The following is a 23351-nucleotide window of genomic DNA, read 5'->3' on the forward strand; positions in this document are numbered from 1 at the left end:
TCATGAAGTGGAAAACTCAAATTCATAATCTGAAATCATATCAACCTGGAAAAACGATGGACGACGTGAAAGCCCAATTCAATTTGGATAAAGTCGTCAAGCTAGCCTCAAATGAAAATCCATTCGGTTGCTCTCCGGCAGTGAAGGAATATCTTGCAGAGCATGCATTATCACATGCAATCTACCCCGATGGATCTGCCAAAGAACTTCGTGAGGGAACCGCCCGTTTCCTTGGAGTCGAACCGGATCAGCTTTTATTCGGCAACGGTTCGGATGAGGTGATTGAAATTATTGCCAGGGCTTTGCTGAGCAGTGAAACGAACACGATCATGGCCGTGCCGACTTTCCCGCAATACAAGCATAATGCACTGGTTGAAGGTGCCGAAATCCGCGAGATTCCGTTGAAGGAAAATGGCGCTCACGACCTGGACGCGATGCTTTCCGCCATTGATGGTGATACATCCGTCGTATGGTTGTGTTCACCGAATAATCCAACAGGAGAGTATATCCGGAAAAGTGAGCTTGTGGCCTTCCTCGATGCGGTTCCTGAGCACGTGCTGGTAGTGCTGGATGAAGCGTACTATGAATATGTGGTGGCCGATGATTACTACCAATCAATCGATCTCCTTCCGAACTATCCTCAGCTGTTGATCACAAGGACGTTCTCCAAGGCGTATGGCTTGGCAGGATTCCGTGTCGGCTACGGTGTGGCGAGTGCAGAGGTCATCAGTAAGCTTGAACCGATCAGGGAACCGTTCAATAATAATGCTTTGGGTCAGGGTGCAGCTCTCTCGGCACTTACGGATCAGGCCTTCATCGAGAAATGCAAGGAAGAAAACCGCAGGGGTCTTCAACAATATTATGATTTCTGTGAAGAAAATGGGCTGAAGTATTTTCCATCCCAGGCAAACTTCATCCTGATCAATTTCGGCGTGAGCGGGGACGAAGTCTTCCAGTTCCTCATGAGTAAGGGCTATATCGTCCGTTCTGGTGAGGCTCTTGGCATTCCGAACACGGTCAGGGTGACGATCGGTTCTTCTGAACAAAATGAAGAAGTGATCACAAGAATGAAAGAATTTCTTGGAGCAAGATTGACACAATGAATAGTGACCAGTCGGAAAGAAGATTCTTTCCGACTTTTTTCTAACGGGACGAGGTGGAAGGAACATGAAGGGTAATGTAGTAGTGATAGGGCTGGGGCTCATCGGAGGGTCCCTTGCCCTGTGTATTAAGAATCAACATCCCGAAGCAAGGGTTGCAGGGTTTGACGTGCAGGAGAAGGAAATGAAGCTTGGACTCAGCCTCGGGATCATCGATCAAGCCGTCGATTCGTTGAAGGATGCTGTTGAATCAGCGGATCTGATCATCATATCGACCCCTGTCTTCCAGACGGAGAAACTTCTTGAATCATTCAGGGACTTCAACTTGAAGCCGACTGTCATCATTACCGATACAGGTAGTACAAAAGCACAAATCATGAAGAGGGCAGAGAGTATTCTACCGGAAGAATGGTGTTTCATAGGAGGACATCCCATGGCGGGCTCCCACAAGAGTGGCGTCACGGCAGCCAAGGATTTTCTATTTGAGAATGCCTTTTACATGCTCACTCCCGGGAAAGGGCATTCCGAAGAGAGGATCGATGAACTGAAGCAGTGGCTCAGCGGGACTCAGGCGAAGTTTATCGTGATCGATCCGAAGGAACATGACGCTGTAACGGGAACGATCAGTCATTTCCCTCACATCGTCGCGGCCTCCCTCGTACAGCAGGCGAAGCGTCATGCAGAGGACCATCCCTATGTGAGGAGGCTCGCTGCCGGTGGATTCCGCGATATCACCAGGATTGCTTCATCGAGCCCCGTCATGTGGAAGGACATCACCATGCAGAACAGGGAAGTCCTTCTTGCCCAGCTTGCTCAGTGGAATGAAGAGATGAATGCAGTCATCGAGATGATTGAAGAAAATGACCCCGAAGTGATCGCATCCTACTTCGAGGAAGCAAAATCATTCAGGGACGAGCTACCGATGCTTTCGAAAGGCGCCATCCCTTCCTTTTATGATCTCTTTGTAGATGTCCCCGATTATCCTGGTGTGATCTCGGAGGTCACGGGTTATCTTGCCGAAGAGGAGATCAGTTTGACCAATATCCGTATCATGGAGACACGGGAAGACATATACGGAGTTCTGGTCATCAGCTTCCAAACGTCCCAGGACAGGGACAAGGCGATGAAATGCCTGACAAATAAAACAGGTTATGAACTATTTCTAGGATGAGGTGAATCGATATGCAGGACAGTAAAAGACTGGCGAAACCGTCAAATGGATTGGATGGAGAAATCAATGTGCCGGGTGATAAATCCATCTCCCACCGTGCCATCATGTTTGGCTCTATTGCAGAAGGAGAGACGAAGGTACATAACTTCCTTATGGGTGACGACTGTTTGAGTACGATCTCATGCTTCAGGAAACTCGGGGTGCAGATCGACGTCTCCGACGATGAAATCATCGTACACGGTAAGGGCTGGGACGGACTAGAGGAACCTGTTGATATTCTTGACACAGGAAACTCCGGAACCACCACCCGGCTCATCATGGGGCTCCTTGCAGGCCGGCCTTTCCATTCCATCCTCATCGGTGATGAATCCATTGCCAGACGGCCGATGAAGCGGGTGGCCGACCCTTTGAAGCAGCTTGGAACAAAGATCGATGGGCGCGCAGGCGGGGATTATACACCCCTTTCCATCAGGGGTGGGGATCTTCAAGGGATCCGGTATGAACTGCCCGTTGCAAGCGCCCAGGTGAAGTCTGCGATCCTTCTTGCCGGCATACAGGCCGAAGGGGTGACAGAAGTAATCGAACCGGAGCGGACCAGGGACCACACCGAAAGGATGATCCTCCAGTTCGGAGGAGAGGTCTCCAGGGAAGGGCAAAGCATCAAAGTGACTGGCGGCCAGGCATTCAAGGGCTGTACGGTCGATGTGCCTGGAGATATATCTTCAGCAGCCTTTTTCATGGTGGCGGCAGCCATCGTTCCAGGAAGTCGTGTTCGCTTGAAACAGGTAGGTCTTAATGAGACAAGGACAGGGATCCTTTCTGTCATGAGAGAGATGGGGGCATCGATCGAGGTCATTCCTTCGGGAGATCCCAAAGGGGAACCTGTAGGTGACCTTGTCGTCGAAACATCCAGTCTGCATGGAGTTGAAATCGGAGGTGATACCATTCCAACCCTGATCGATGAAATCCCGATTATCGCCCTCCTTGCCACTCAGGCAGAAGGGACGACCGTGATCAAAAATGCAGAAGAGCTGAAGGTGAAGGAGACAAACCGCATCGATGCAATCGTCGAGGAATTGCAAAAGCTTGGAGCCGACATCGAAGCCACGGAAGATGGGATGATCATCCGCGGGAAGACGGACCTGCACGGAGGAGAAGTCCATTCCTGGGGGGATCACCGTATCGGCATGACGCTTGCCATCGCGTCCCTGATCACGTCCTCAGATGTGGTATTACAGGATCATGAAGCAGTCAATATTTCATATCCTCAATTCTTCGATCATATCGATCAATTGATAGCACGCACATAGTCATGGAAGCATCACCTCCTTCATAGCTTGTCTATAAAGGAAGGTGATGTTTTCATGACTTCATATATCTTGGAACAAGTATGGATGATTGGCGGCTCAGAACCTGTGTCGATCCTGGTGGAAGAGGGGATGATATCAGCCATCAGAAGTTCATTTCCTCATTACCGCTTTATGAGGGGGGATGTTTCTCCTTTCGTCATGGGGCCAACCCACGTATTTTGTGACCTTGAATACCCCGAGTACCTGCAGCATCAGGGGTCCATGGATGAATACACCGCGAAAGGATGCACGACGATCCTGACCGCCTTCCCCCTCGAGTATGAATATGAATTTGAACAAAATTGGAGAGGAATCAAGAAGGCGATGCAATTAAGTCCCCTCGACTTCATCATCGGGATGAAGACGACCCCTCAACGGATCACACCGGGAATCATCCGTAAATGCAGGGCCCGGAAAGTCCCGGTCATTTGGGTTGACATCATGGATGCTGATGCACTCACGGTGATCCCGTGGGGGTGGGTCAGAGAAGCCCTCAATCATTATCCCATTACTTTTGTCCCTTTTTTTTCGACGGAACCAGACACCCAAACCCGTGAAAGACATCTGAGGATCTGGCAAAATACGATGAAATCGGTGAAGATTCCCCATATCGGCGTCCCGATTGGACAAAAAGTCCCCCTGAAACCAGAGGTCTTAAGAAAAATCGGGATCCACCCCCATAGAGGAATTCTATCTCCCGGCAGAGAAATTAGTTATAACCTTTATTTGGAGAAGGTACCAGAGGGCGACTTACTCGTTCGGGATACCCAACATGTGCTAAAATGTACGATGAGTAAAGGGGAATGTCTTTTCCTGAATGGGCATCCTACCGCCTATCGTGGGAAAGGTGAGGAAATTGTCATACGTACCCCCGGATTTTTTGTGGAGCCTACTCCATACCGGCTGTAATGCCGAGGAACATACATGTAAAGGATGAAGAGATTGACCATGACCACTGGAGAAAAAATGATCGCTTCCCTGGAAGAAGGCAAACTGGAAGAAGCAATGAAGCATCTTGAAGAAACAATGAAGTTCGGCTCACATGAAGAAAAGTTCTCACTCGCAGAGGAACTTCATCACCTTGGTTTCCTCGAAGAAGCCAAATCACTCTATGAGAATCTGCTGGAGTACTATCCTGGTGAAGGCGAGCTCCTGATTGAAATCGCAGAAATCCTTGTGGAGATGGATAAGGAAGAAGAGGCCGTGGAACGGCTGTCGGAACTTGATAACGATGATCCCGTGTATCCAAGGGGACTTCTCCTCCTGGCTGATCTTTATCAGATGCAGGGATTGTTCGAAGTCAGTGAGCAGAAGCTCAAACGTGCCAAAGAGCTTCTCCCGAAAGAGCCTGTCATCGACTTTGGGCTTGCAGAGCTTTATTCGGAGACCGGCAGATTCCTTGAAGCCATTCGCTACTATACGGTCCTTGTCGAAGCGGGGCATGTGGAGTTCAGCGGTGTCCATATCCACCAGAGGCTTGCGGAGGCATATAGCGTTGGAGGGGCTTTCGAGGAAGCACTGAAGCATTACGAAATGGCCCTTGAGGAACACCTGGAGATCAACACCCTATTCGGCTATGCGTTCACCGCGTACCAAGCCGGCTTTTATGAAACGGCCATCGAGAAATTGGAGTCCGTCAAAGAACTGGACCCTGAGTATCACTCCGTTTACCTTCTATTGGCCAGGGCCTACGAGCATGAAGAGCGCCTAGAGGAAAGTCTGGAAGCGGTAAGGGAAGGCCAAAAACAAGATGAGTTCAATAAGGAGCTCAGCTTCTTCGGGGGCAGAGTCGCCCTGAAACTCGGTTTGGACGCTGATGCAGAAGAACTCCTGAGGAATGCCCTTGCCCTGGATCCGGGATATCTGGAAGCGGCCCTTGTACTGAATAAGTTATTCTTTGCCTATGACAAATACGAAGACGTGCTTGAAATCGCAGCGATTGTCAAAGGGGAAGGGGAAGAAGAACCGCAGCTTTCCTGGGACCTTGCCAAAGCGTATGAGGGGCTTGAACAATATAAGGATGCATTAAACCATTATCGCCTTGCATATACTGACTTTAAGAATCATCAGGAATTCCTTCTCGAGTATGGAGAGTTTCTTGTAGAGGAAGGACTTCGGACAGAAGCGGTAGAAGTATATAAACAGCTGATCGTCATGGACCCCTCCAACGATGAGTGGCAGGATCTGATTGAAAGATTGCAAGACTGAATCAGGCATCACAGAAGGCATGTCCGAATATAGATTGTAACAGACCATTTTCGCAGAGGAGGGAATACCATGGCCACCCCTGTTTCTGTCAACGAGAAGAAAGATTTTATCCGCTGGTTTTTGAATCGATATCAACTGAAGCGCAGAGAATGCGTGTGGATCCTGAATTATCTGATGAGTCATGACCAATTGATGAAGAAGGTTCATTTTGTCGAAGAATCCCAGTATTGCCCGAGAGGACTCGTCATGTCCACCCACTGCGTGGAAGAAGTTCCGTTCAGGTTCTATAAAGAGAATATCATGACGACCGACGCGGAAAAGTCATTCCACGATATCCGTTTAAACAAAGAAGAAGACATTTACATCCAGCTTAATTTCAGCAAAGCGAATGCAAGCTACCAGTTCGCGGCCGTCCTGGAAGAGAATCCGTTCATGCCGAAATACCTTCTGATCAATGAGAAGGATAAGGCCGTTGCAGAGCAGTTCCTGACTGAAAGCCTGCACTCCTTCCATAAGGACCGTCTCTTGGAGGCGATCGACCGTGCCCTTGATGAGGGGGACAAGGAGGCATTCCTTGAATTGACTTCGAAACTTCAAACGCTGGAAGGATGAAAAAGGGAAGGCTCCGGCCTTTCCTTTTTTTTTGTTGTCTGGTACCGCTCGTGAAATCGCTTTAAAACAGGTTGGACTAATGATATGATGGTAATGAAGGATAGATTTGTAAAGAGAGGGTTTAACATGAATTGGAATACACATGATATAGACGTGTTTGAACAACAGAAGGAATACATAGACACTGCCGTCATACCGCTGATCCCGGCCGATTTTGGAACCGGTATCCGTACGTCTGCGGCACAGATGGAATTCATCACCCTGCTGTGCTTCCACCTCGAAAGGCAGTTCAAGGGCCGGATGATCATCACTCCGCCATACACTTACTCCCTGAATGCAGGATATCCCGATGAGCAGGACCGTCTGGCCCAGTGGGGGGATGGCTTGAAGGAGAGCGGTGTGAAGCATTGCTTCTTCCTGACGTCGGACAGCGGCTGGAAAGGGGTCGAGGACCTGATGGGGGACGGGCTGGTCTGGGTGCCTTCGATCCCGCTAGAGCATCTCGACGAGCAATACAAGCATTCAATCATGGAAGATCAGGTGAAACAGCTCCTGAATGTGATTGTTCAGAAGTGGCAGAAAAATTCATAAAAACTTCACATTGTTGTATTATTTAGACAATACAGTTATTGATTTTACAAAAAGTTTAATATATCATGGTTATGTCCTAGTTTTATATTTGTGCGAAATATGTCCGGGATGGACTTACCTTACGACAGAGGGGGGAAAAGGATGAGCAAACAGCGTGTTTCCAGACGTCAATTCCTTAACTATACACTCACGGGTGTAGGCGGTTTCATGGCAGCCGGGATGCTGATGCCGATGGTCCGTTTTGCTGTTGATCCAGTTTTGAAAGCGGAAGCATCGGGGGATTTTAAAGCGACAAAACAAAAAGTGTCCGAACTTTCCAATGAGCCTGTGCGTGTCGACTTCTCTTATGAGCAGAAAGATGCCTGGTATACATCGGATGTGACACAGACAGCCTGGGTATACAAGAACAAGGAAGGCAAAATCATTGCCCTTTCGCCGATCTGTAAGCATTTGGGCTGTACCGTGAACTGGAACGGCAGTAAGGAAGACAAAGAAATGTTCTATTGTCCATGTCACGGCGGACTTTACCACAAGAATGGTGAAAACGTTCCCGGGACACCGCCTACAGCTCCGTTGGATTCCTATCCGACAAAAGAGAAAGACGGTATTCTGTATCTTGGACAACCTGAACCAAATAAATTCGTTAAGAAGTAGGGAGGGCGTATTCAGTGCTTAACAAGATCTATGATTGGGTGGACGAGCGTCTTGACATTACGCCGTTATGGCGTGATATTGCGGATCACGAAGTGCCTGAACACGTAAACCCTGCGCATCACTTTTCTGCGTTCGTTTACTGCTTTGGCGGTTTGACGTTTTTCGTTACCGTTATTCAAATCCTGTCCGGGATGTTCTTGACGATGTACTATGTTCCGGATATCAAAAATGCATGGGAATCGGTTTATTATCTGCAGAATGAAGTGGCATTCGGACAGATCGTACGTGGGATGCACCATTGGGGTGCGAGTCTCGTCATCGTCATGATGTTTCTACATACCCTGCGCGTATTCTTCCAGGGAGCCTATAAAAAACCTCGTGAATTGAACTGGGTCGTTGGAGTACTGATCTTCTTCGTCATGCTGGGTCTCGGTTTCACGGGTTACTTATTGCCTTGGGATATGAAAGCGCTATTTGCGACGAAGGTCGGCCTTGAGATTGCGGGAGCAACCCCGTTCATAGGTGATCAGGTTAAATCCCTCCTCGCAGGTGACCCCCATATTGTTGGGGCGCAGACGCTTACACGATTCTTCGCGATCCACGTATTCTTCCTGCCGGCTGCTCTACTCGGACTGATGGGAGCTCACTTCCTCATGATCCGTAAGCAGGGTATATCTGGGCCGTTGTAAAATCGAATAAACCTATTAAAAGGAGGGGGACAATATGCATCGTGGTAAAGGGATGAAGTTTGTGGGGGACTCGCGTGTTCCTGCTGAACGAAAACCGAATATTCCAAAAGACTATTCGGAGTTCCCAGGCAAAACAGAAGCCTTCTGGCCGAACTTCCTGCTGAAGGAATGGCTGGTGGGAGCTGTTTTCCTAATCGGTTATCTTTGCTTGACAGTGGCTCATCCATCTCCGTTGGAACGGATTGCCGACCCGACGGATACGGGATATATACCGCTGCCTGACTGGTATTTCTTATTTCTCTATCAATTATTGAAGTATACGTACGCATCTGGTCCTTATAATGTGATCGGTGCCTTCATCATTCCTGGAATCGCTTTCGGTGCGCTTCTCCTGGCTCCGTTCATCGACAGGGGACCTGAACGACGCCCGACAAAGCGTCCATTTGCAACGGGTTTCATGATTCTTGCACTGGCTGCAACCTACTTCCTTACATGGGAGTCCGTCGCGACACATGACTGGGCTGCAGCGAAGGAACAGGGGAAGATCCAGGCAGAAGCGGATATCGATAAAGAATCCGAAGGATATAAAATTTATTCAGATCAAAAGAACGGTTGTATCAACTGCCATGGTGACAATCTCCAAGGTGGAGCCGGTCCATCCCTGGTGGGCACAGGCCTCTCACAGGAAGAAGTTGCCGATATTGCGGTGAATGGTAAGCCGCCGGGAATGCCTGCTGATCTGTTCCAGGGTTCCGATGAAGAACTGGATAAATTGGCAGAATTTATTTCTGGTTTAGAAGGGGAATAATGCTTAAGAGAGCCGCTCATGCTGGCTCTCTTTTCTCATGTAACGAAAGGTGTGGATTTAAATGATTTGGTTATGGTCAATATTACGGAATCCTGCATTCTTGTGGGTGCTTTTGATCGTCAATGTACTCGGGACGATCTATGGATATATATGGTACCTTCCGCAACTGGAGCAAACTCCTGGGATTTTCATCCCCTTTGTTCCCGACAGTCCGACTGCAAGCCTGTTTTTCTGTTTCGTGCTGATCGCCTTCCTGCTTAAACGGAATTGGCCGATCTTTGAGGTCCTGGCCATCATCACCCTGTTCAAATACGGGGTGTGGGCGATTGTCATGAATCTGCTGACCCTTTGGGTATCGGGGGATCTTCCTTGGGAAGGGTACATGCTCATGGTGTCCCACGGGGCCATGGCGGTCCAGGGGATCCTGTATTCCTCGTTTTACCGGGTGAAGCCGTGGCATATCGTGGTGGGTGCCGTATGGGCGGTCCATAATGACATCATTGATTATGTGTATATGCAGTATCCGGTCTATTCCCAACTATACAAATACATACAGCATATCGGATATTTTACCTTCTGGCTCAGCATCGCCTCCATTGCGATCGCCTATTATTTCACCCAGAAGACAACGAGGAACTCCCTGACGCTGTAAAGAGGTCTACTCTTGTCCACCCCTTCATACACTTTACTAGTAGCAATAGGGGGGACGAGAATGAAAGTCATTCAACTATTATTTATTGTCATAGCGCTCATGCTGGTACCGAAACCATTTCATGCCCTGGGGGAGTCGCCTGCCGGGTCCGGGGAACTTGATGAATTGGCCGACCAGGCACTTCAGATGACAAAGGCTGGGAAATATGAGGAGGCAAAAAAGTTCCTTACCCACTTTTCGGAGGTATTCCCGGCTTCGGGCAGCAGCCGCCCCTTGTCCATGGATGAGCTGAGGATCCTGACGATGTCCCATGACTATGCAGTGGAAAGCATCAATCAGGTTTCCGTTGATCATGCCCAAAAGGTGAATGCCGTAACCAAGTTCAGGCTCGTAATCGATACGCTGTCCAGCCGGTATCAGCCCCTTTGGGTCGAGATGGAAGATCCGATCATGGAAGCCTTCAGCGACGTGAAGACGGCTGCGGAAGAAGGGGATATGGAAGCCTACCATTCCACGTTGAATACGTTCCTTTCCAAATATAATATCATTCAGCCGAGTGTCAGGCTCGACTTGCCTGTGGAGCGTTCCCAGGCGCTGGATGCCAAAATCACCTATTTGGATCACTATCGCAAAAACGTGCTCAAGAGCGAGGGGATGACGGAGTTGACCACCCTTGAAGGAGATTTGAAGGACTTATTCGAAAATGTGACCGAGGATGAGGCCGATCCGTCCTTATGGTGGGTCATCATTTCTACAGGTAGCATCATCATTTCCACATTATCTTACGTAGGTTGGAGAAAATATAAGGGTCAAAAGGAAGCGAAAACAACAGAGAGACAAAAAAATTGACAAGAACCTTATATCACTATAGAATTTAGGTAATTTAACATGTGGAGGTTATGGCGATAATGGTAGGATTTTTGATTTACTTTCTACTGATCGCTCTCATTCCGATCATTGCACAGATGAGAGTAAAAAGCACATTCAATAAATATTCCAAAGTCAGATCCACTTCAGGTATGACGGGTATGGAAGTCGCCCGCAGAATCCTGGATGATAACGGTTTGTATGATGTAAAGGTTGTAGAAGGCCGGGGATTCCTGAGTGACCACTACAACCCCGTCACCAAGACGGTGGCATTATCCCCGGATAATTATCACGGTCATTCCGTTGCCGGTGCGGCCGTTGCAGCCCATGAGGTCGGACATGCCATACAGGATGCGGAAAGCTATGCTTTCCTTAGATTCCGCCACAGACTGGTCCCCCTTGCGAATATTGGTTCCAATATGTCATGGATTTTCCTCATGATCGGGATCTTTACCCAAGCGACAGGAATGTTCTTGCTGGGAATCGTCCTCATGGCCCTCGGTGTGGTATTCCAGCTGGTCACGCTGCCGGTTGAGTTCAATGCATCCTCACGGGCCATGAACCAGGTGGTCTCACTCGGCTTGATCCGCAATGAGGAGGAGCGTCACGCGAAGAAGGTACTGAACGCGGCGGCCATGACGTATGTGGCGGCAGCGGCAGTAGCCATCATCGAGCTTCTCCGTTTGATCCTGATCTACACCGGGATGAACAACGACGACTAATAAAAACAGCTCCAGACGGATCCTGAAGGGATCTGCTGGAGCTGTTTTTTTATCTGAAACGGCCTGCTCAAAGGTCGAGTGGATTTTTATCCGCATCCAGGGTAAAGCCTTCTCCGAGGACGTCGTGCACGACGGTGACGGATACGAAGGCGTGTGGATCTATGGCATTGATGATATTTTTAAGACGGACGATCTCGTTTTTTCCTACGACGCAGTAGAGGACTTCACGGTCTTGCTTTGTGAAGGATCCATGCCCTTTCAAGACGGTGACGCCGCGATCCATTTTATCATGGACCATCTTGGCGATCTCTTCATGATGGTCGGAGATGATCATGGCACCTCTCGCAGCATAGGCGCCTTCCTGCATGAAGTCGATGACCCTCGCCCCCACGAACACGGCGACGAGCGTATACATGGCTTCCCGGTATTGAAGATAGGTAAGGAGGGAAGCAAGGATGACGACGGCATCGAACATGAACATGGTCCTTCCCATGCTCCAGCCGATGTATTTATGGGCAAGCCTTGCCAGGATGTCGACTCCCCCCGTCGTTCCGCCGAAACGGAAGATCGTTCCGAGTCCGATCCCGACAAAGACACCGGCAAACAGGGCGGCAAGGAACAGATCTCCTTCGAGATTGATATTCATCTGGTAGCGCTGGAAGATCCACAGGAAGACGGATAGTCCAACGGTGCCGATGACGGTATACCCGAAGGATTTCTTACCCAGGAGCTTCCACCCGAGAATGAACAGGGGGATGTTGAGGGCAAGGTTGGAATAGGATGGATCGATATGGAACAAGAAATAAAGGATCAGGGTGATCCCGGTGAATCCGCCCTCCGCCAATTCATTTCTCATGTTAAAATGAACTAATCCGAATGCGAAGATGGCTGAACCCAGGATGATGAAGATGATATTTTTAAGGCGGAGCCCTAACATGGTGAAACCTCCCTCAATGCCGTAATGAACTGGTTGACAGAGACATTATATAGGAAGGGATAGAAACTGGCAATAACATTTATAACCGTCCGGGGGCATGCGTAATAGTTGTATTGACGGTGAAGTTTAGCTAACATGATAAAAGATAATGGAGGAGTGTGACGACTCATGAATAAGAAGACAATGGAACAAATGCAAAACGATGTGGATGCATACATAAGTCAATTCAAGGAAGGCTACTTCAGCCCGCTGGCCATGATGGCCAGGCTGACGGAAGAATTGGGCGAACTAGCCAGGGAAATCAATCATTATTATGGTGAAAAGCCAAAAAAAGATTCGGAAACAGAAAAGGCCATCGATGAGGAGCTGGGTGATCTCTTATTTGTGGTGATCTGTCTTGCCAATTCCCTCGGCATCAGCCTCGAGGACGCACATGATCGAGTGATGGAAAAATTCAATACCCGTGATAAAGATCGCTGGACCCGTATAGAAGGAGGGGATGACAATGGAAATGATTAAGGTGTCGATTGCAGGGCCAAGGGGAAGAATGGGGAAGGAAGCAGTCACCCTCGTGAAAGAAACGGACCATTTTGAATTGGTCAGTGTGATCGACCATAAACGGGAAGCCGCTGCAGGAGTCCCTGTGTACGATTCCCTGGAAGAATGTTTCGCTCATGAAGTGCCAAACGTGCTGATCGATCTTACAACGCCTGAAGTGGGGTATAAGCATACAAAGACCGCATTGGAGCATGGTGTGAGACCGGTCGTCGGTACGACAGGATTCACGGCAGAACAGTTGGATGAGCTCAAAAGCCTTGCTGAAGATAAAGGCATCGGATGCATCATCGCACCGAACTTCGCCATCGGGGCCGTTTTGATGATGAAGTTCTCCCAAATGGCGTCAAAATATTTTCCTGACATCGAAATCCTTGAGCTCCACCATGATCAAAAGCTCGATGCACCGTCCGGCACGGCGGTCAAGACAGCCGAGATGATCAGGGAAGTCAGGCAGTCCAAAGAACAGGGGCACCCAGAAGAAAAGGAAACCCTCCAGGGTGCACGGGGAGCCGAAATGGATGGCATGCACATCCACAGTGTACGTCTTCCGGGACTCGTTGCCCATCAGCAGGTCATGCTTGGAGGAGAAGGGGAACTGTTGACCATCCGTCATGATTCATTCCACCGGAAGAGCTTCATGTCGGGCGTGAAGGTATGCGTGGAAACGGTCATGGAGCTGAAGACCCTCGTCTACGGCCTTGAAAATATACTGGAATAGAAGGTGACATTCATGAATATTGCGCTAATCGCCCATGATAAGAAAAAAGACGATCTTATCCGTTTCGTATTGGCTTACCAGCCCATCTTTGAGCAGCATTCCCTTTTTGCCACCGGGACGACCGGTACAAGGATCACGACAGAAACCGGATTGCCGGTTCATCGCTTCAGGTCCGGGCCCCTTGGGGGAGATCAGGAAATAGGGGCTTATATCGCCAATGATAAGATGGATCTGGTCCTATTCTTCCGGGATCCATTGACTGCCCAACCCCATGAACCGGACGTATCAGCCTTGATCCGCCTATGTGACGTGTATTGCGTTCCCCTTGCAACGAATATGGGCAGTGCGGAAGTCCTGGTCAAAGGGCTTGAAAGAGGAGATATTGAATGGAGGAGCATCATCAATGGGAGTGAATGAGCAGGCAGTCGATATCCTGGCCTTTGGTGCCCATGCCGATGATGTCGAAATCGGTATGGGGGGAACCATTGCCAAGTACGCTGAGAAAGGGAAGCGCATCGTCATCTGCGATCTTACCCACGCAGAACTATCATCCAACGGGACCGTGGAACTTCGCCTGGAGGAAGCGAGGAAGGCCGCGGATATCCTGGGTGCGTCAGAGCGGATCACCCTCGATATCCCAGATCGGGGCATATACATAAACGAGAATCATCTGAAAAAGGTCGTCGAAGTCATACGTACCTATCGTCCCAATGTCATCTTTGCTCCGTATGAAAAGGATCGCCACCCCGATCACGGGAACGCATCGAGATTGATCACTGAAGCGTACTTCTCTTCGGGGATCCGGAAATTTCACGGGGAGTTGGACGCCCATAAGCCCCAACATTTATATTATTACATGATCAATGGTTTCCACCGTCCGGACTTCATGGTGAATATCGAAGGCTATATGGATAAGAAGGTGGACAGCCTCCGAGCCTATACGAGTCAGTTCATTCAGGCATCCGGAGTGGCGACACCGCTTACAAAAGGCTACATAGAGTCTGTGGAGGCGAGGGAAACCATGATGGGCAAGGAAGTGGGCTCCCTTCATGCTGAAGGGTTCTTCACCCACACACCCATTACATTGCATCATGATCTATTAGGAGAGTAACAATCATGAAGTTGAAAATCGGTATCACATGCTACCCGACTGTCGGGGGCTCGGGTGTAGTGGCAACAGAGCTTGGTAAACTGCTTGCAGAAAGAGGACATGAAATCCATTTCATCACCTCGAGCATCCCTTTCAGATTGGACAAGATGTACCATAATATCTACTTTCACCAGGTGGAAGTGAATCAGTATTCCGTATTCCAGTACCCGCCGTATGATATCGCACTGGCTAATAAGATGGCCGAGGTGGTGGAACGAGAGGAGCTTGATATCCTCCACGTCCATTACGCGATCCCTCATGCCGTCTGTGCCATCCTCGGGAAACAAATGTCGGGGAAGGATGTGAAGATCGTCACGACCCTTCACGGCACGGATATCACAGTGCTCGGATATGATGCCTCACTGACGGGGGCGATCCGCTTCGGTATCGAAAAATCCGATGTGGTCACAGCAGTGTCGACAGCCCTCGTGAAGCAGACCGACGACTTGATCAGACCGGACAAAGATATACGCACGGTATATAATTTTATCGATGAGAGGGTGTACCGGAAGACTGACTCGTCCCACCTTCGAACGGAATATGGGATCTTGCCTCATGAAAGGGTGCTCATTCACGTTTCGAACTTCAGAGGGGTCAAACGGGTGAAGGATGTCGTGGGTGCATTTGCCAAGATCCAGGAAGCTGTTCCTTCAAAGCTGCTACTGGTAGGAGACGGTCCGGAAATGGGGGCAATCTCCTCTCTCGTAAAAGAACTGGGGATCGAGGAATATGTCTTATTCCTGGGGAAACAAAATAACTTGGAAGAACTCTACTCCATCAGCGATCTCAAGCTGCTCCTGTCCGAAAAAGAGAGCTTCGGTCTTGTCGCCTTGGAGGCCATGGCCTGCGGGGTACCGGCAATCGGAACTGATATCGGGGGAATACCGGAAGTGATCGAGGACGGGGTGAACGGTTTCATCTGTCCACTCGGTGACCTTGAAGCCGTGGCAAGTAAAGCCGTCAGAGTGTTGAAGGACGGAGATCTTTATGAAGAGATCTCAAGGAATGCACTTGAAACCGTGCGTACAAAATTCCATCGGAATCGCGTGGTCGATCAGTATGAGTCCATCTACAAGGAATTGATCTAAGGGGGAGATAGGATGTTACCGAGGGAGTTTTCCCAGGCGCTGCCCGTTCTTCTTGAATTGGAAGCGAACGGATATGACGCCTATTTCGTCGGCGGATCGGTCAGGGACCATCTCCTGGGCAGGCCGATCAATGATGTCGATATTGCAACATCTGCCCTTCCTGAAGAGGTTAAGAGCATTTTCCGCGATACGGTGGATATCGGGATTGACCATGGCACCATTTTGGTGCTGACGGGATCCGGAAGGTTCGAAGTGACGACCTTCAGGACGGAAGCAGGTTATCAGGATTTCAGGAGACCCGATTCCGTCGATTTTGTAAGGTCCCTCGAGGAAGATCTTAAACGGAGGGACTTCACCATCAACAGCATGGCCATGGATGCAAGGGGCAGGATCCTGGATCCGTTTGAAGGGCGGGTTGATCTTCGCGAAAAAAGGATCCGCACCGTCGGCCTGCCGGATGAACGATTTTCAGAGGATGCCCTGCGGATGATGCGGGGGATCCGCTTTGTCGCTCAGCTAGGATTCGACATGGAAGATGATACACGAGAGGCGATTACCCGTCATGCCCCCCTCATGAGCCACATCGCCGTGGAGAGAAAGACCATGGAATTCGAGAAGATCCTCGCCTCTATGAACAAACATCTTGCTTTTAACCTGCTGGTGCGCACCGGTCTGTACCGTGAGCTCCCCATGCTTGAAGGATATGGTGATGTTATTGAAGCCATGGGCGAGAACCCAGCGGTGAGATCACTGTCGAAGGACCAGGCTTGGTTATACCTGCTATTTCATGTGATGGATGGCGGTTTCCTGAAAGCCTGGCGGCTGCCTAAAAAGGAAATCAAAGCGAGGGAAAAAGAGAAAGAGTCGTTGAAGGAACGCCTTTGTGGGGACTGGTCTCCACAGCTCCTCTATAAGACAGGAAGGAACGGGGTAGTGAACGTTGAATCCGTTGCTTCCTGTATCTCAACCTCTCCCCATTCGATTCGTGAGGCCTTGAATCGCTACGACGAACTGCCCATCCATTCAGTAAAGGACATCAAGGCGACCGGGGCGGAGCTGATCAAATGGAAAGGGAACCCGGGGGGACCATGGGTGAAAGAGGAAATAGCAAAAATCGAAGAGGCCATCTTAAACGGAGAACTTTCGAATGAAAAGGCTTCGATCAGAAAGTGGGTGACAACATGCAATCGGTCATAAGGGAGAAACTTTTGTCCGCGTTATCGGATTCACCGGATGATTTCCTGTCCGGCCAGGCCCTTGCAGACATTGCGGGCTGTTCACGGGCTGCCGTGTGGAAGCATATCGAAGAGCTCAGGAAAGAAGGATTCGTCCTCGAAGCTGTGAGGAAGAAAGGGTACCGGATCATCGGTGCTCCTGACAGTGTGACTGCAAACAAATTGAAGATCGGTCTGAAGACGAAGACACTCGGCCAGAATATCCATTATGAAGAAACCGTGGGGAGCACCCAGAAAGTGGCGCATGAACTGGCTGCCAATGGAGCTCCTGAAGGAACGCTCGTCATTGCGGATGAGCAGACGGATGGACGGGGAAGGCTGATGCGGGAGTGGCATTCATCGAAAGGGACGGGCATATGGATGAGCCTGATCCTGAAGCCGCTCCTCCCTCCCCAGAAAGCCCCGCAGTTCACATTGATCGCAGCGGTGGCCGTCGTTCAGGCCATTCAGGAGGCAACCGGCCTCGAGCCGCAGATCAAATGGCCGAACGATATCCTGATCAATGGCAAGAAAGCGACGGGGATCCTGACCGAGCTCCAGGCGGAACCGGATAAAATCAACTCTATCATCATCGGAATCGGCATGAACGTCAACCAGACCCAAGAGCATTTTCCCGATGAGTTGAAGAGTCTCGCCACTTCCTATGGAATGGAGGCTGGCCGTTCACTTTCCCGATCTGACATCGTCCAGAGGGTGTTAGAGCGGATGGAGGCACTTTATGAGCTGTATCTGGCAAAGGGATTCACCCCCATCAAGCTCATGTGGGAAGGTTATGCCGTCAGTATCGGGAGGAGAATCACCGCCCGGACGATCAACGGGTCCATCGAAGGATATGCCCGAGGGATCACGGAAGAAGGAGTCCTTCAGATTGAAGACGATGCCGGTCGGATCCATCACATTTATTCCGCGGATATCGAGTTGTCCCGTTAAGAGGAGCAAAAAGCTCCTCTTTTTTTTAGGCTCAGACTTGCCTCTTCGTCGTCGTCCTATGCTATAATCGGAATTGGGCAGTATCCCTTAGGAACTGCACCTTGAAGCGTTTACATCCATATTCGAAAACTAAAATCTGCCTTGATCCGTTCAGGACTGGGACAGAGGGCCGAAACTTTACGATAATCCAGGGATCCTTCTGTCAATTTTTTGCAGAAGGATCCTTTTTATATCATTTTGTTTCGTCACCTCTGACTGAAAAGAAGGAGGAACTCATGAAACAGACGACACAATTCTTAAAGATGAAAGAAAGCGGAGAAAAGATTTCCATGCTCACGGCCTATGATTACCCGACAGCGAAGCTTGCTCAGGAAGCAGGGATCGACCTGCTTCTGGTCGGTGACAGCCTCGGTATGGTCGTACTTGGCTATGATTCCACGGTAGCCGTTACCACCTCTGATATGATCCACCATACGAAAGCGGTCAGGAGAGGTGCTCCCGACACGTTCACAGTGACGGATCTGCCTTTCATGACCTATCATCTCTCTACAGAGGAGACATTGAAGACTGCAGCAAAAATCATGCAGGAAGGCGGGGCCCATGCCGTGAAGCTTGAAGGGGCGGGTACGGTCGTCGATCGGATCCATGCCCTTACCGCTGCCGGGGTCCCCGTCATGGCCCATCTCGGGCTGACACCGCAATCGGTCGGGGTCCTCGGAGGATATAAGGTCCAAGGGAAAACAGCTTCCCAGGCGGAAAAGCTGATCAGGGATGCACGGGAATGCGAGGAGGCGGGAGCCTTTGCCCTCGTTCTCGAATGCGTGCCAAAGCAGATTGCCAAAGAAGTCTCCGAGGCCCTGTCGATCCCGGTCATCGGCATTGGAGCCGGAAAAGACACCGACGGCCAGGTACTGGTCTTTCATGACATGGTCCTGTTCGGAGTCGACAGGACACCGAAGTTCGTCAAATCGTATACCGACGTGTCCCGTGCCGTCCGGGGTGGAATTGCCTCCTACATTGAAGATGTCAAGGCTGAGAGTTTCCCCGACGATGATCACTCGTTCTCGATGAAGGAAGAAGAGCTCAACAGCCTTTACGGTGGTGGACATAAATGAGATGCATAGAGAACATCAGGGAACTGACAGAAGTATTGAAAAATAATAAGAAGAGCTCAGGCATCGGTTTTGTCCCTACGATGGGGTATCTTCACGAAGGGCATCTGTCACTCGTAAAGAAGGCAAGGGAAGAGAATGATCTTGTCGTGATGAGTATTTATGTGAATCCCACCCAATTCGGCCCGGGAGAAGACTTTGACCGGTACCCAAGGGATCTGAAGAGAGACAGGGCACTGGCGGAGGAAGCTGGGGTCGATATCCTGTTCCTTCCGCGCACGGAAGAAATATACGCCGGGACAACATCGGTCACCCTTCATGTCACTGAAGGGGTTGATGTGATGTGTGGAAAGAGACGGCCGGGTCACTTTGACGGTGTGGTGACGATCCTCACGAAACTATTCCACATCGTACAGCCCGATTCCGTGTACATGGGCCTGAAGGATGCCCAGCAGGTGGCCGTAGTGGAGAGGCTTGTAAATGACTACTTCTTCCCTGTTACCATCGTCAGGGTTCCGACCATGAGGGAAAGCGACGGGCTCGCCAAAAGCTCCCGGAATGTCTATCTGTCTCCAAAAGAACGGGAGGAAGCGCCTGTTTTGCAGCATAGCCTCCAGCTTGCACGGAAGGCGATACAAGAAGGGGCCGATTCCAGTGAAGAAGTCATGTTGCTCGTACGGGAAACGATCGAGTCAGGGACGTCAGGAATCATCGATTATATCGAAGTTCTCTCTTACCCGGGACTCTGCCCGGTGGAAGAGTGGGATGGGGAGATCATCGTAGCACTCGCGGTCCAATATGAAAGGGCAAGGTTGATTGATAATATGATAATCACAGTCTCAAAGGAGGATAAACATGTTTAGGACAATGATGAGCGGGAAGATCCACAGGGCCCGCGTGACGGAAGCGAACTTGAATTATGTGGGCAGCATCACCATCGATGAAGAGATCCTCGATGCAGTGGGGATGGTGGCAAATGAAAAGGTCCAGGTGGTCAACAACAATAATGGAGAACGCCTGGAAACCTATATCATCCCCGGTAAGCGGGGGAGCGGTGTCATCTGCCTGAATGGAGCAGCTGCAAGGAAGGTTCAGGAAGGGGATATCGTGATCATCGTCTCCTATAAGCTCGTCGCGGAAGAACACGTCAGCCGTCATGTGCCGAAAGTTGCGATCATGGATGAGAATAATGCGATCGTGGAAATGCTCGGTACAGAACCGGAAGCAACGGTCTATTGACCGTGAACATGGAAGAGGGAGATGCCGGGATCTCCCTCTTTTCTTATGCCCGCATGGTGGCTCACGATGAAGAGATTGTGGTACACTGTTGAAGATAACGTGTAGCGATTAAATGAAGGCAGTGAAGAAGATGGATCCATTGAAATTTGTAGTCGTCGATCTTGAAACGACCGGTAATTCCCCAAAGAGGGGAGAACGGATCATTCAACTATCGGCAGTCACGATCGAAAACGGTAAGATTACCGACCAATATACGAGCTTTGTCTCACCGGGCAAGCCGATTCCGGCATTCATCGAAGAGTTGACGGGCATCGATGATGACATGGTCCGGGATGCCCCGGCCTTTGAAGAAATCGCACCCGTGGTCCATAAGATCCTTGAAGGGGCGGTATTTGTTGCCCATAATGTCAATTTCGATCTATCTTTCCTTCAGGCGGAGCTTGAAGAAAGCGGATATATGCCTTTTGACGGTCCGTCGGTCGATACGGTGGAATTGGCAAAAGTCGCGTTTCCGTCTGCGGATAGCTTCAAACTATCCGAGCTGTCAAGCACCCTCGATGTCAGTCATGTGAGACCGCATCAGGCTGACAGTGATGCCTACGTCACGGCAGAAATCCTTTTATACTTCATCGACACCCTCAACGAATTGCCCTTGGTGACACTGGAAAAGCTAAGGAAGCTGTCCGATCATCTGAAGAGTGATCTCTACTTGATCTTTGACCGGATCCTCCATGACAAATATGAGCGGATCGAGGATCTTCCCGAAGGGCTGGAGGTCCACCGGGGCCTTGCCATCAAGAAAAAAAGCAAGCTGCAGATCTCCAAAGGGGATGCTGACGAGGGAGAAGGTATCGAGGAGCTCCTGAGGAAATCCGTCCCCCATTATGAGCGGAGGGGGGCACAGCTGGCTATGATGGAAAGCATCACGGATGCTTTTCACCTGTCCAAAAATATGGTGATCGAAGCGGGGACGGGCGTCGGAAAATCCCTCGGGTATCTATGGCCCAGCCTCGATTTTGCGATCCGTAGAGGGGAAAGGGTGGTCATCAGTACATATACGATCCAGCTTCAGGAGCAGCTTCTACAGCAGGAAATCAAGCGGTTGGAAGCCATCGCTCCCTTTCCGTTTAAGACCGTCCTTCTGAAAGGGAAAAATCATTATATCAATCTGTTCAAATTCGAGCAGTCCCTGAGGGAAGACGAAGCGCAGTATGATGCTGCATTGACCAAAATGCAGATCCTTGTCTGGCTTACTAGGACGGAAACCGGAGATATGAGCGAACTCAACCTGAGTTCAGGCGGACAATTGTTCTGGAACCGGCTGAAGCAGGACGGATGGCATCTGCCTCATCACAAAGATCCGTGGGTGTCGAAGGATTTCTACCTTTCTGCAAGGAAGGAGGCCCTTGAGGCCGATCTGATCATCACAAACCATTCCATGCTTCTGACCGATGTGAAAATGGAGAAAAAGATGCTCCCCGACTTCAACTATCTTGTGATCGATGAGGCCCATCATCTAGAAAAGGCTGCAAGGCAGCATCTTGGGATCATGCTGGACTATCCTTCCATTAAATTCACGGTTTCCCAGCTCGGATCCTTGGACCATCACCAGCTGTATAAGCGTCTTGATGAACTTTTGGCCAACCATTCGGTCACTATGGAACTCCACCCGTTTGAGCTCGACCGTCTCATCACGGACTTTTACAGAGAACTCGAAGAAGCGTTCACGGTGCTTGCTTCGACATTCTATAAGCAATCCAAAAAGAGATCGGGCGTAAACAAGATCCAATGGCGCCTGACGGAAGATGTGAAGAAAAGCAGGCAGTGGATGCCCGTCAGGATGATCATCGAAAGGGTCGTTTCCCATATGAAAACGATCGAAGGACATTTCAGGAAGGTTCTTGATACCGTAAAAGAAAAGAAAGTCAGGCTTAGTGATCCTGAGAAAGCATTCATCGAAGAATTCTTTTCGTTCCTGCTTGATTGGAATGAGCTGCATTCAGGACTCTCCACCCTCTTCCTGAAGGCGTCGGATGAATATGTCATCTGGCTTGAAGGGGATACAAGATCCTTGCCGAACTCCCTGACCATCCAAGGCCAACCCGTGACGGTGGCTGATCAACTCCGGGATGAAGTGTTTGTGAAAAAAGAGAGCGTCATCCTCACATCTGCGACGCTGACGGTCAGCGATTCATTCGATTTCTTCCTTCAGGAAATCGGGCTGGAGGGTGCCGGCACCCTCCGACTCCCTTCTCCATTCGACTACCGGGAAGCGACGAGGTTGTTCATCCCTTCAGATGTACCGGAGATCCAGCATGTGACCAATGAAGAATATATCGAGTCCATCAGCTCCCATCTGATCGGAGTGGCACAGGCCACGAAGGGGAGGATGCTCATCCTATTCACCTCCTACGACATGCTCCGGAAGACGTATGAGCTCATGAAGGATTCCGGGCTTCTCGAAGAGTATGTGCTGATGGCACAGGGGATCACATCGGGAAGCCGCACGAGGCTGACAAAGAACTTCCAGCGTTTCGATAAGGCGATCCTTTTTGGTACAAGCAGCTTTTGGGAAGGTGTCGACATACCTGGCGAGGATCTCTCGTGCCTGGCCATGGTGCGTCTCCCGTTTTCCCCTCCTGATGAGCCAGTCACACAGGCAAAGGCGGAAATCCTCAAAGCGGCTGGAAAAAATCCATTTTCGGCCCTCTCGCTTCCGGAAGCCATCATCCGCTTCAAACAAGGGATCGGAAGGCTCATCAGAAGGAGCAGTGACAGGGGGATCATCATCGTCTATGACCGTCGCATCATATCGACGAGATATGGGAAGGCATTCCTCGATTCGATCCCGAATATGCCGGTGCAGGAAGGGGATCTGTTCGAACTCATCGATCAGATCGAAGATTGGCTTTGAACCCCGGTGACAGGAAAGCCTCCGGGGAAGGGGCCGGGTTATGGCAA

General features: G+C 50.1%; 25 protein-coding genes. 24 read left to right on the forward strand and 1 reads right to left on the reverse strand.

The genetic code is table 11. From position 1 onward, the window contains the following. Positions 1-2 precede the first annotated feature (2 nt). From hisC to ACNA6I_RS03855, 13 genes are all read left to right on the forward strand, one after another. A complete protein-coding gene (hisC, locus tag ACNA6I_RS03795; protein ID WP_048005880.1) occupies positions 3-1103 on the forward strand; it encodes a histidinol-phosphate transaminase in 1101 nt (366 codons plus the stop codon). Between the two features lie 64 nt (positions 1104-1167). Next, entirely contained in the window at positions 1168-2271 is a 1104-nt protein-coding gene (locus tag ACNA6I_RS03800) for a prephenate dehydrogenase (RefSeq protein ID WP_048005879.1), read from the forward strand. Between the two features lie 11 nt (positions 2272-2282). Then, entirely contained in the window at positions 2283-3581 is a 1299-nt protein-coding gene (gene aroA, locus ACNA6I_RS03805; RefSeq protein ID WP_048005878.1) for a 3-phosphoshikimate 1-carboxyvinyltransferase, read from the forward strand. Between the two features lie 69 nt (positions 3582-3650). Next, positions 3651-4529: a hypothetical protein gene (locus tag ACNA6I_RS03810; RefSeq protein WP_416312961.1), complete on the forward strand. Its 879-nt coding sequence runs from the start codon at positions 3651-3653 to the stop codon at positions 4527-4529. A gap of 39 nt (positions 4530-4568) precedes the next feature. Next, positions 4569-5828, forward strand: a complete 1260-nt coding sequence (locus ACNA6I_RS03815) for a tetratricopeptide repeat protein (protein ID WP_048014075.1) — start codon at positions 4569-4571, stop codon at positions 5826-5828. Between the two features lie 69 nt (positions 5829-5897). Beyond that, positions 5898-6440, forward strand: a complete 543-nt coding sequence (locus ACNA6I_RS03820) for a ReoY family proteolytic degradation factor (protein WP_048005875.1) — start codon at positions 5898-5900, stop codon at positions 6438-6440. Positions 6441-6566: 126 nt separating this feature from the next. After that, positions 6567-7031, forward strand: coding sequence for a YpiF family protein (locus tag ACNA6I_RS03825; RefSeq protein ID WP_048014076.1), 465 nt, complete (start codon positions 6567-6569; stop codon positions 7029-7031). A 141-nt stretch (positions 7032-7172) separates the two neighbouring features. Further along, a complete protein-coding gene (locus tag ACNA6I_RS03830) occupies positions 7173-7685 on the forward strand; it encodes a ubiquinol-cytochrome c reductase iron-sulfur subunit (protein WP_048005873.1) in 513 nt (170 codons plus the stop codon). Between the two features lie 14 nt (positions 7686-7699). Then, positions 7700-8374, forward strand: a complete 675-nt coding sequence (qcrB, locus tag ACNA6I_RS03835; RefSeq protein ID WP_048005872.1) for a menaquinol-cytochrome c reductase cytochrome b subunit — start codon at positions 7700-7702, stop codon at positions 8372-8374. A 34-nt stretch (positions 8375-8408) separates the two neighbouring features. Then, the gene (locus ACNA6I_RS03840) at positions 8409-9182 is read left to right on the forward strand and encodes a menaquinol-cytochrome c reductase cytochrome b/c subunit (protein ID WP_048014077.1); all 774 of its coding nucleotides are present in this window, start codon (positions 8409-8411) and stop codon (positions 9180-9182) included. Positions 9183-9243: 61 nt separating this feature from the next. Continuing rightward, a complete protein-coding gene (locus tag ACNA6I_RS03845; protein WP_048005870.1) occupies positions 9244-9834 on the forward strand; it encodes a DUF1405 domain-containing protein in 591 nt (196 codons plus the stop codon). Positions 9835-9894: 60 nt separating this feature from the next. After that, a complete protein-coding gene (gene ypjB, locus ACNA6I_RS03850) occupies positions 9895-10683 on the forward strand; it encodes a sporulation protein YpjB (protein ID WP_053072473.1) in 789 nt (262 codons plus the stop codon). Between the two features lie 59 nt (positions 10684-10742). After that, on the forward strand, positions 10743-11423 hold the full coding sequence (locus tag ACNA6I_RS03855; RefSeq protein ID WP_252264827.1) for a zinc metallopeptidase: 681 nt from the start codon (positions 10743-10745) through the stop codon (positions 11421-11423). A gap of 67 nt (positions 11424-11490) precedes the next feature. Here the strand turns inward: ACNA6I_RS03855 and ACNA6I_RS03860 are convergent, their stop codons facing one another. Continuing rightward, positions 11491-12360, reverse strand: a complete 870-nt coding sequence (locus tag ACNA6I_RS03860) for a YitT family protein (RefSeq protein WP_048005868.1) — start codon at positions 12358-12360, stop codon at positions 11491-11493. Between the two features lie 168 nt (positions 12361-12528). Between ACNA6I_RS03860 and ACNA6I_RS03865 the strand changes: the two genes are divergently transcribed. The 11 genes from ACNA6I_RS03865 (at position 12529) to dinG (ending at position 23304) form a co-directional block, all read left to right on the forward strand. Then, the gene (locus ACNA6I_RS03865) at positions 12529-12879 is read left to right on the forward strand and encodes a nucleotide pyrophosphohydrolase (RefSeq protein ID WP_048005867.1); all 351 of its coding nucleotides are present in this window, start codon (positions 12529-12531) and stop codon (positions 12877-12879) included. Continuing rightward, positions 12866-13636 carry a 4-hydroxy-tetrahydrodipicolinate reductase gene (gene dapB, locus ACNA6I_RS03870; RefSeq protein WP_416312962.1) on the forward strand — a complete coding sequence of 257 codons (771 nt, stop codon included), beginning with the start codon at positions 12866-12868 and terminating at the stop codon, positions 13634-13636. Before ACNA6I_RS03865 ends, dapB begins: the two co-directional genes overlap by 14 nt. Positions 13637-13648: 12 nt before the next feature. Beyond that, positions 13649-14053, forward strand: coding sequence for a methylglyoxal synthase (gene mgsA / locus ACNA6I_RS03875; RefSeq protein ID WP_048005865.1), 405 nt, complete (start codon positions 13649-13651; stop codon positions 14051-14053). Continuing rightward, positions 14040-14747, forward strand: a complete 708-nt coding sequence (gene bshB1 / locus ACNA6I_RS03880; protein WP_048005864.1) for a bacillithiol biosynthesis deacetylase BshB1 — start codon at positions 14040-14042, stop codon at positions 14745-14747. Before mgsA ends, bshB1 begins: the two co-directional genes overlap by 14 nt. Before the next feature lie 5 nt (positions 14748-14752). Further along, positions 14753-15874, forward strand: coding sequence for an N-acetyl-alpha-D-glucosaminyl L-malate synthase BshA (gene bshA / locus ACNA6I_RS03885; protein ID WP_048005863.1), 1122 nt, complete (start codon positions 14753-14755; stop codon positions 15872-15874). A gap of 12 nt (positions 15875-15886) precedes the next feature. Further along, positions 15887-17071 carry a CCA tRNA nucleotidyltransferase gene (locus ACNA6I_RS03890; RefSeq protein ID WP_048014082.1) on the forward strand — a complete coding sequence of 395 codons (1185 nt, stop codon included), beginning with the start codon at positions 15887-15889 and terminating at the stop codon, positions 17069-17071. Further along, the gene (locus ACNA6I_RS03895; protein ID WP_048005861.1) at positions 17056-18039 is read left to right on the forward strand and encodes a biotin--[acetyl-CoA-carboxylase] ligase; all 984 of its coding nucleotides are present in this window, start codon (positions 17056-17058) and stop codon (positions 18037-18039) included. The genes ACNA6I_RS03890 and ACNA6I_RS03895 overlap by 16 nt, the downstream gene beginning before the upstream one ends. Before the next feature lie 275 nt (positions 18040-18314). Continuing rightward, positions 18315-19154 (forward strand): 3-methyl-2-oxobutanoate hydroxymethyltransferase, encoded by an 840-nt coding sequence (panB, locus tag ACNA6I_RS03900; RefSeq protein WP_048005860.1) that lies wholly within the window; start codon positions 18315-18317, stop codon positions 19152-19154. Further along, entirely contained in the window at positions 19151-20014 is an 864-nt protein-coding gene (gene panC / locus ACNA6I_RS03905; protein ID WP_416312963.1) for a pantoate--beta-alanine ligase, read from the forward strand. Before panB ends, panC begins: the two co-directional genes overlap by 4 nt. Continuing rightward, the gene (gene panD, locus ACNA6I_RS03910) at positions 20007-20390 is read left to right on the forward strand and encodes an aspartate 1-decarboxylase (RefSeq protein ID WP_048005858.1); all 384 of its coding nucleotides are present in this window, start codon (positions 20007-20009) and stop codon (positions 20388-20390) included. Before panC ends, panD begins: the two co-directional genes overlap by 8 nt. Positions 20391-20520: 130 nt before the next feature. Further along, complete coding sequence (dinG, locus tag ACNA6I_RS03915) at positions 20521-23304, forward strand: ATP-dependent DNA helicase DinG (protein WP_416312964.1); 2784 nt, start codon at positions 20521-20523, stop codon at positions 23302-23304. Positions 23305-23351: the final 47 nt, after the last annotated feature.

It is taken from the genome of Rossellomorea sp. FS2, from assembly GCF_047915635.1.
Classification (GTDB): Bacteria; Bacillota; Bacilli; order Bacillales; family Bacillaceae_B; genus Rossellomorea; species Rossellomorea marisflavi_A.

What these genes read in the sequence shown, in the direction of transcription:
- hisC (WP_048005880.1), top strand. Translation starts at nt 3, where the DNA reads ATGAAGTGGAAAACTCAAATTCATAATCTGAAATCATATCAACCTGGA.
- ACNA6I_RS03800 (WP_048005879.1), top strand. Translation starts at nt 1,168, where the DNA reads ATGAAGGGTAATGTAGTAGTGATAGGGCTGGGGCTCATCGGAGGGTCC.
- aroA (WP_048005878.1), top strand. Translation starts at nt 2,283, where the DNA reads ATGCAGGACAGTAAAAGACTGGCGAAACCGTCAAATGGATTGGATGGA.
- ACNA6I_RS03815 (WP_048014075.1), top strand. Translation starts at nt 4,569, where the DNA reads ATGACCACTGGAGAAAAAATGATCGCTTCCCTGGAAGAAGGCAAACTG.
- ACNA6I_RS03820 (WP_048005875.1), top strand. Translation starts at nt 5,898, where the DNA reads ATGGCCACCCCTGTTTCTGTCAACGAGAAGAAAGATTTTATCCGCTGG.
- ACNA6I_RS03825 (WP_048014076.1), top strand. Translation starts at nt 6,567, where the DNA reads ATGAATTGGAATACACATGATATAGACGTGTTTGAACAACAGAAGGAA.
- ACNA6I_RS03830 (WP_048005873.1), top strand. Translation starts at nt 7,173, where the DNA reads ATGAGCAAACAGCGTGTTTCCAGACGTCAATTCCTTAACTATACACTC.
- ACNA6I_RS03840 (WP_048014077.1), top strand. Translation starts at nt 8,409, where the DNA reads ATGCATCGTGGTAAAGGGATGAAGTTTGTGGGGGACTCGCGTGTTCCT.
- ACNA6I_RS03845 (WP_048005870.1), top strand. Translation starts at nt 9,244, where the DNA reads ATGATTTGGTTATGGTCAATATTACGGAATCCTGCATTCTTGTGGGTG.
- ypjB (WP_053072473.1), top strand. Translation starts at nt 9,895, where the DNA reads ATGAAAGTCATTCAACTATTATTTATTGTCATAGCGCTCATGCTGGTA.
- ACNA6I_RS03855 (WP_252264827.1), top strand. Translation starts at nt 10,743, where the DNA reads ATGGTAGGATTTTTGATTTACTTTCTACTGATCGCTCTCATTCCGATC.
- ACNA6I_RS03860 (WP_048005868.1), bottom strand. Translation starts at nt 12,360, where the DNA reads ATGTTAGGGCTCCGCCTTAAAAATATCATCTTCATCATCCTGGGTTCA.
- ACNA6I_RS03865 (WP_048005867.1), top strand. Translation starts at nt 12,529, where the DNA reads ATGAATAAGAAGACAATGGAACAAATGCAAAACGATGTGGATGCATAC.
- dapB (WP_416312962.1), top strand. Translation starts at nt 12,866, where the DNA reads ATGGAAATGATTAAGGTGTCGATTGCAGGGCCAAGGGGAAGAATGGGG.
- mgsA (WP_048005865.1), top strand. Translation starts at nt 13,649, where the DNA reads ATGAATATTGCGCTAATCGCCCATGATAAGAAAAAAGACGATCTTATC.
- bshB1 (WP_048005864.1), top strand. Translation starts at nt 14,040, where the DNA reads ATGGGAGTGAATGAGCAGGCAGTCGATATCCTGGCCTTTGGTGCCCAT.
- bshA (WP_048005863.1), top strand. Translation starts at nt 14,753, where the DNA reads ATGAAGTTGAAAATCGGTATCACATGCTACCCGACTGTCGGGGGCTCG.
- ACNA6I_RS03890 (WP_048014082.1), top strand. Translation starts at nt 15,887, where the DNA reads ATGTTACCGAGGGAGTTTTCCCAGGCGCTGCCCGTTCTTCTTGAATTG.
- ACNA6I_RS03895 (WP_048005861.1), top strand. Translation starts at nt 17,056, where the DNA reads ATGCAATCGGTCATAAGGGAGAAACTTTTGTCCGCGTTATCGGATTCA.
- panB (WP_048005860.1), top strand. Translation starts at nt 18,315, where the DNA reads ATGAAACAGACGACACAATTCTTAAAGATGAAAGAAAGCGGAGAAAAG.
- panC (WP_416312963.1), top strand. Translation starts at nt 19,151, where the DNA reads ATGAGATGCATAGAGAACATCAGGGAACTGACAGAAGTATTGAAAAAT.
- panD (WP_048005858.1), top strand. Translation starts at nt 20,007, where the DNA reads ATGTTTAGGACAATGATGAGCGGGAAGATCCACAGGGCCCGCGTGACG.
- dinG (WP_416312964.1), top strand. Translation starts at nt 20,521, where the DNA reads ATGGATCCATTGAAATTTGTAGTCGTCGATCTTGAAACGACCGGTAAT.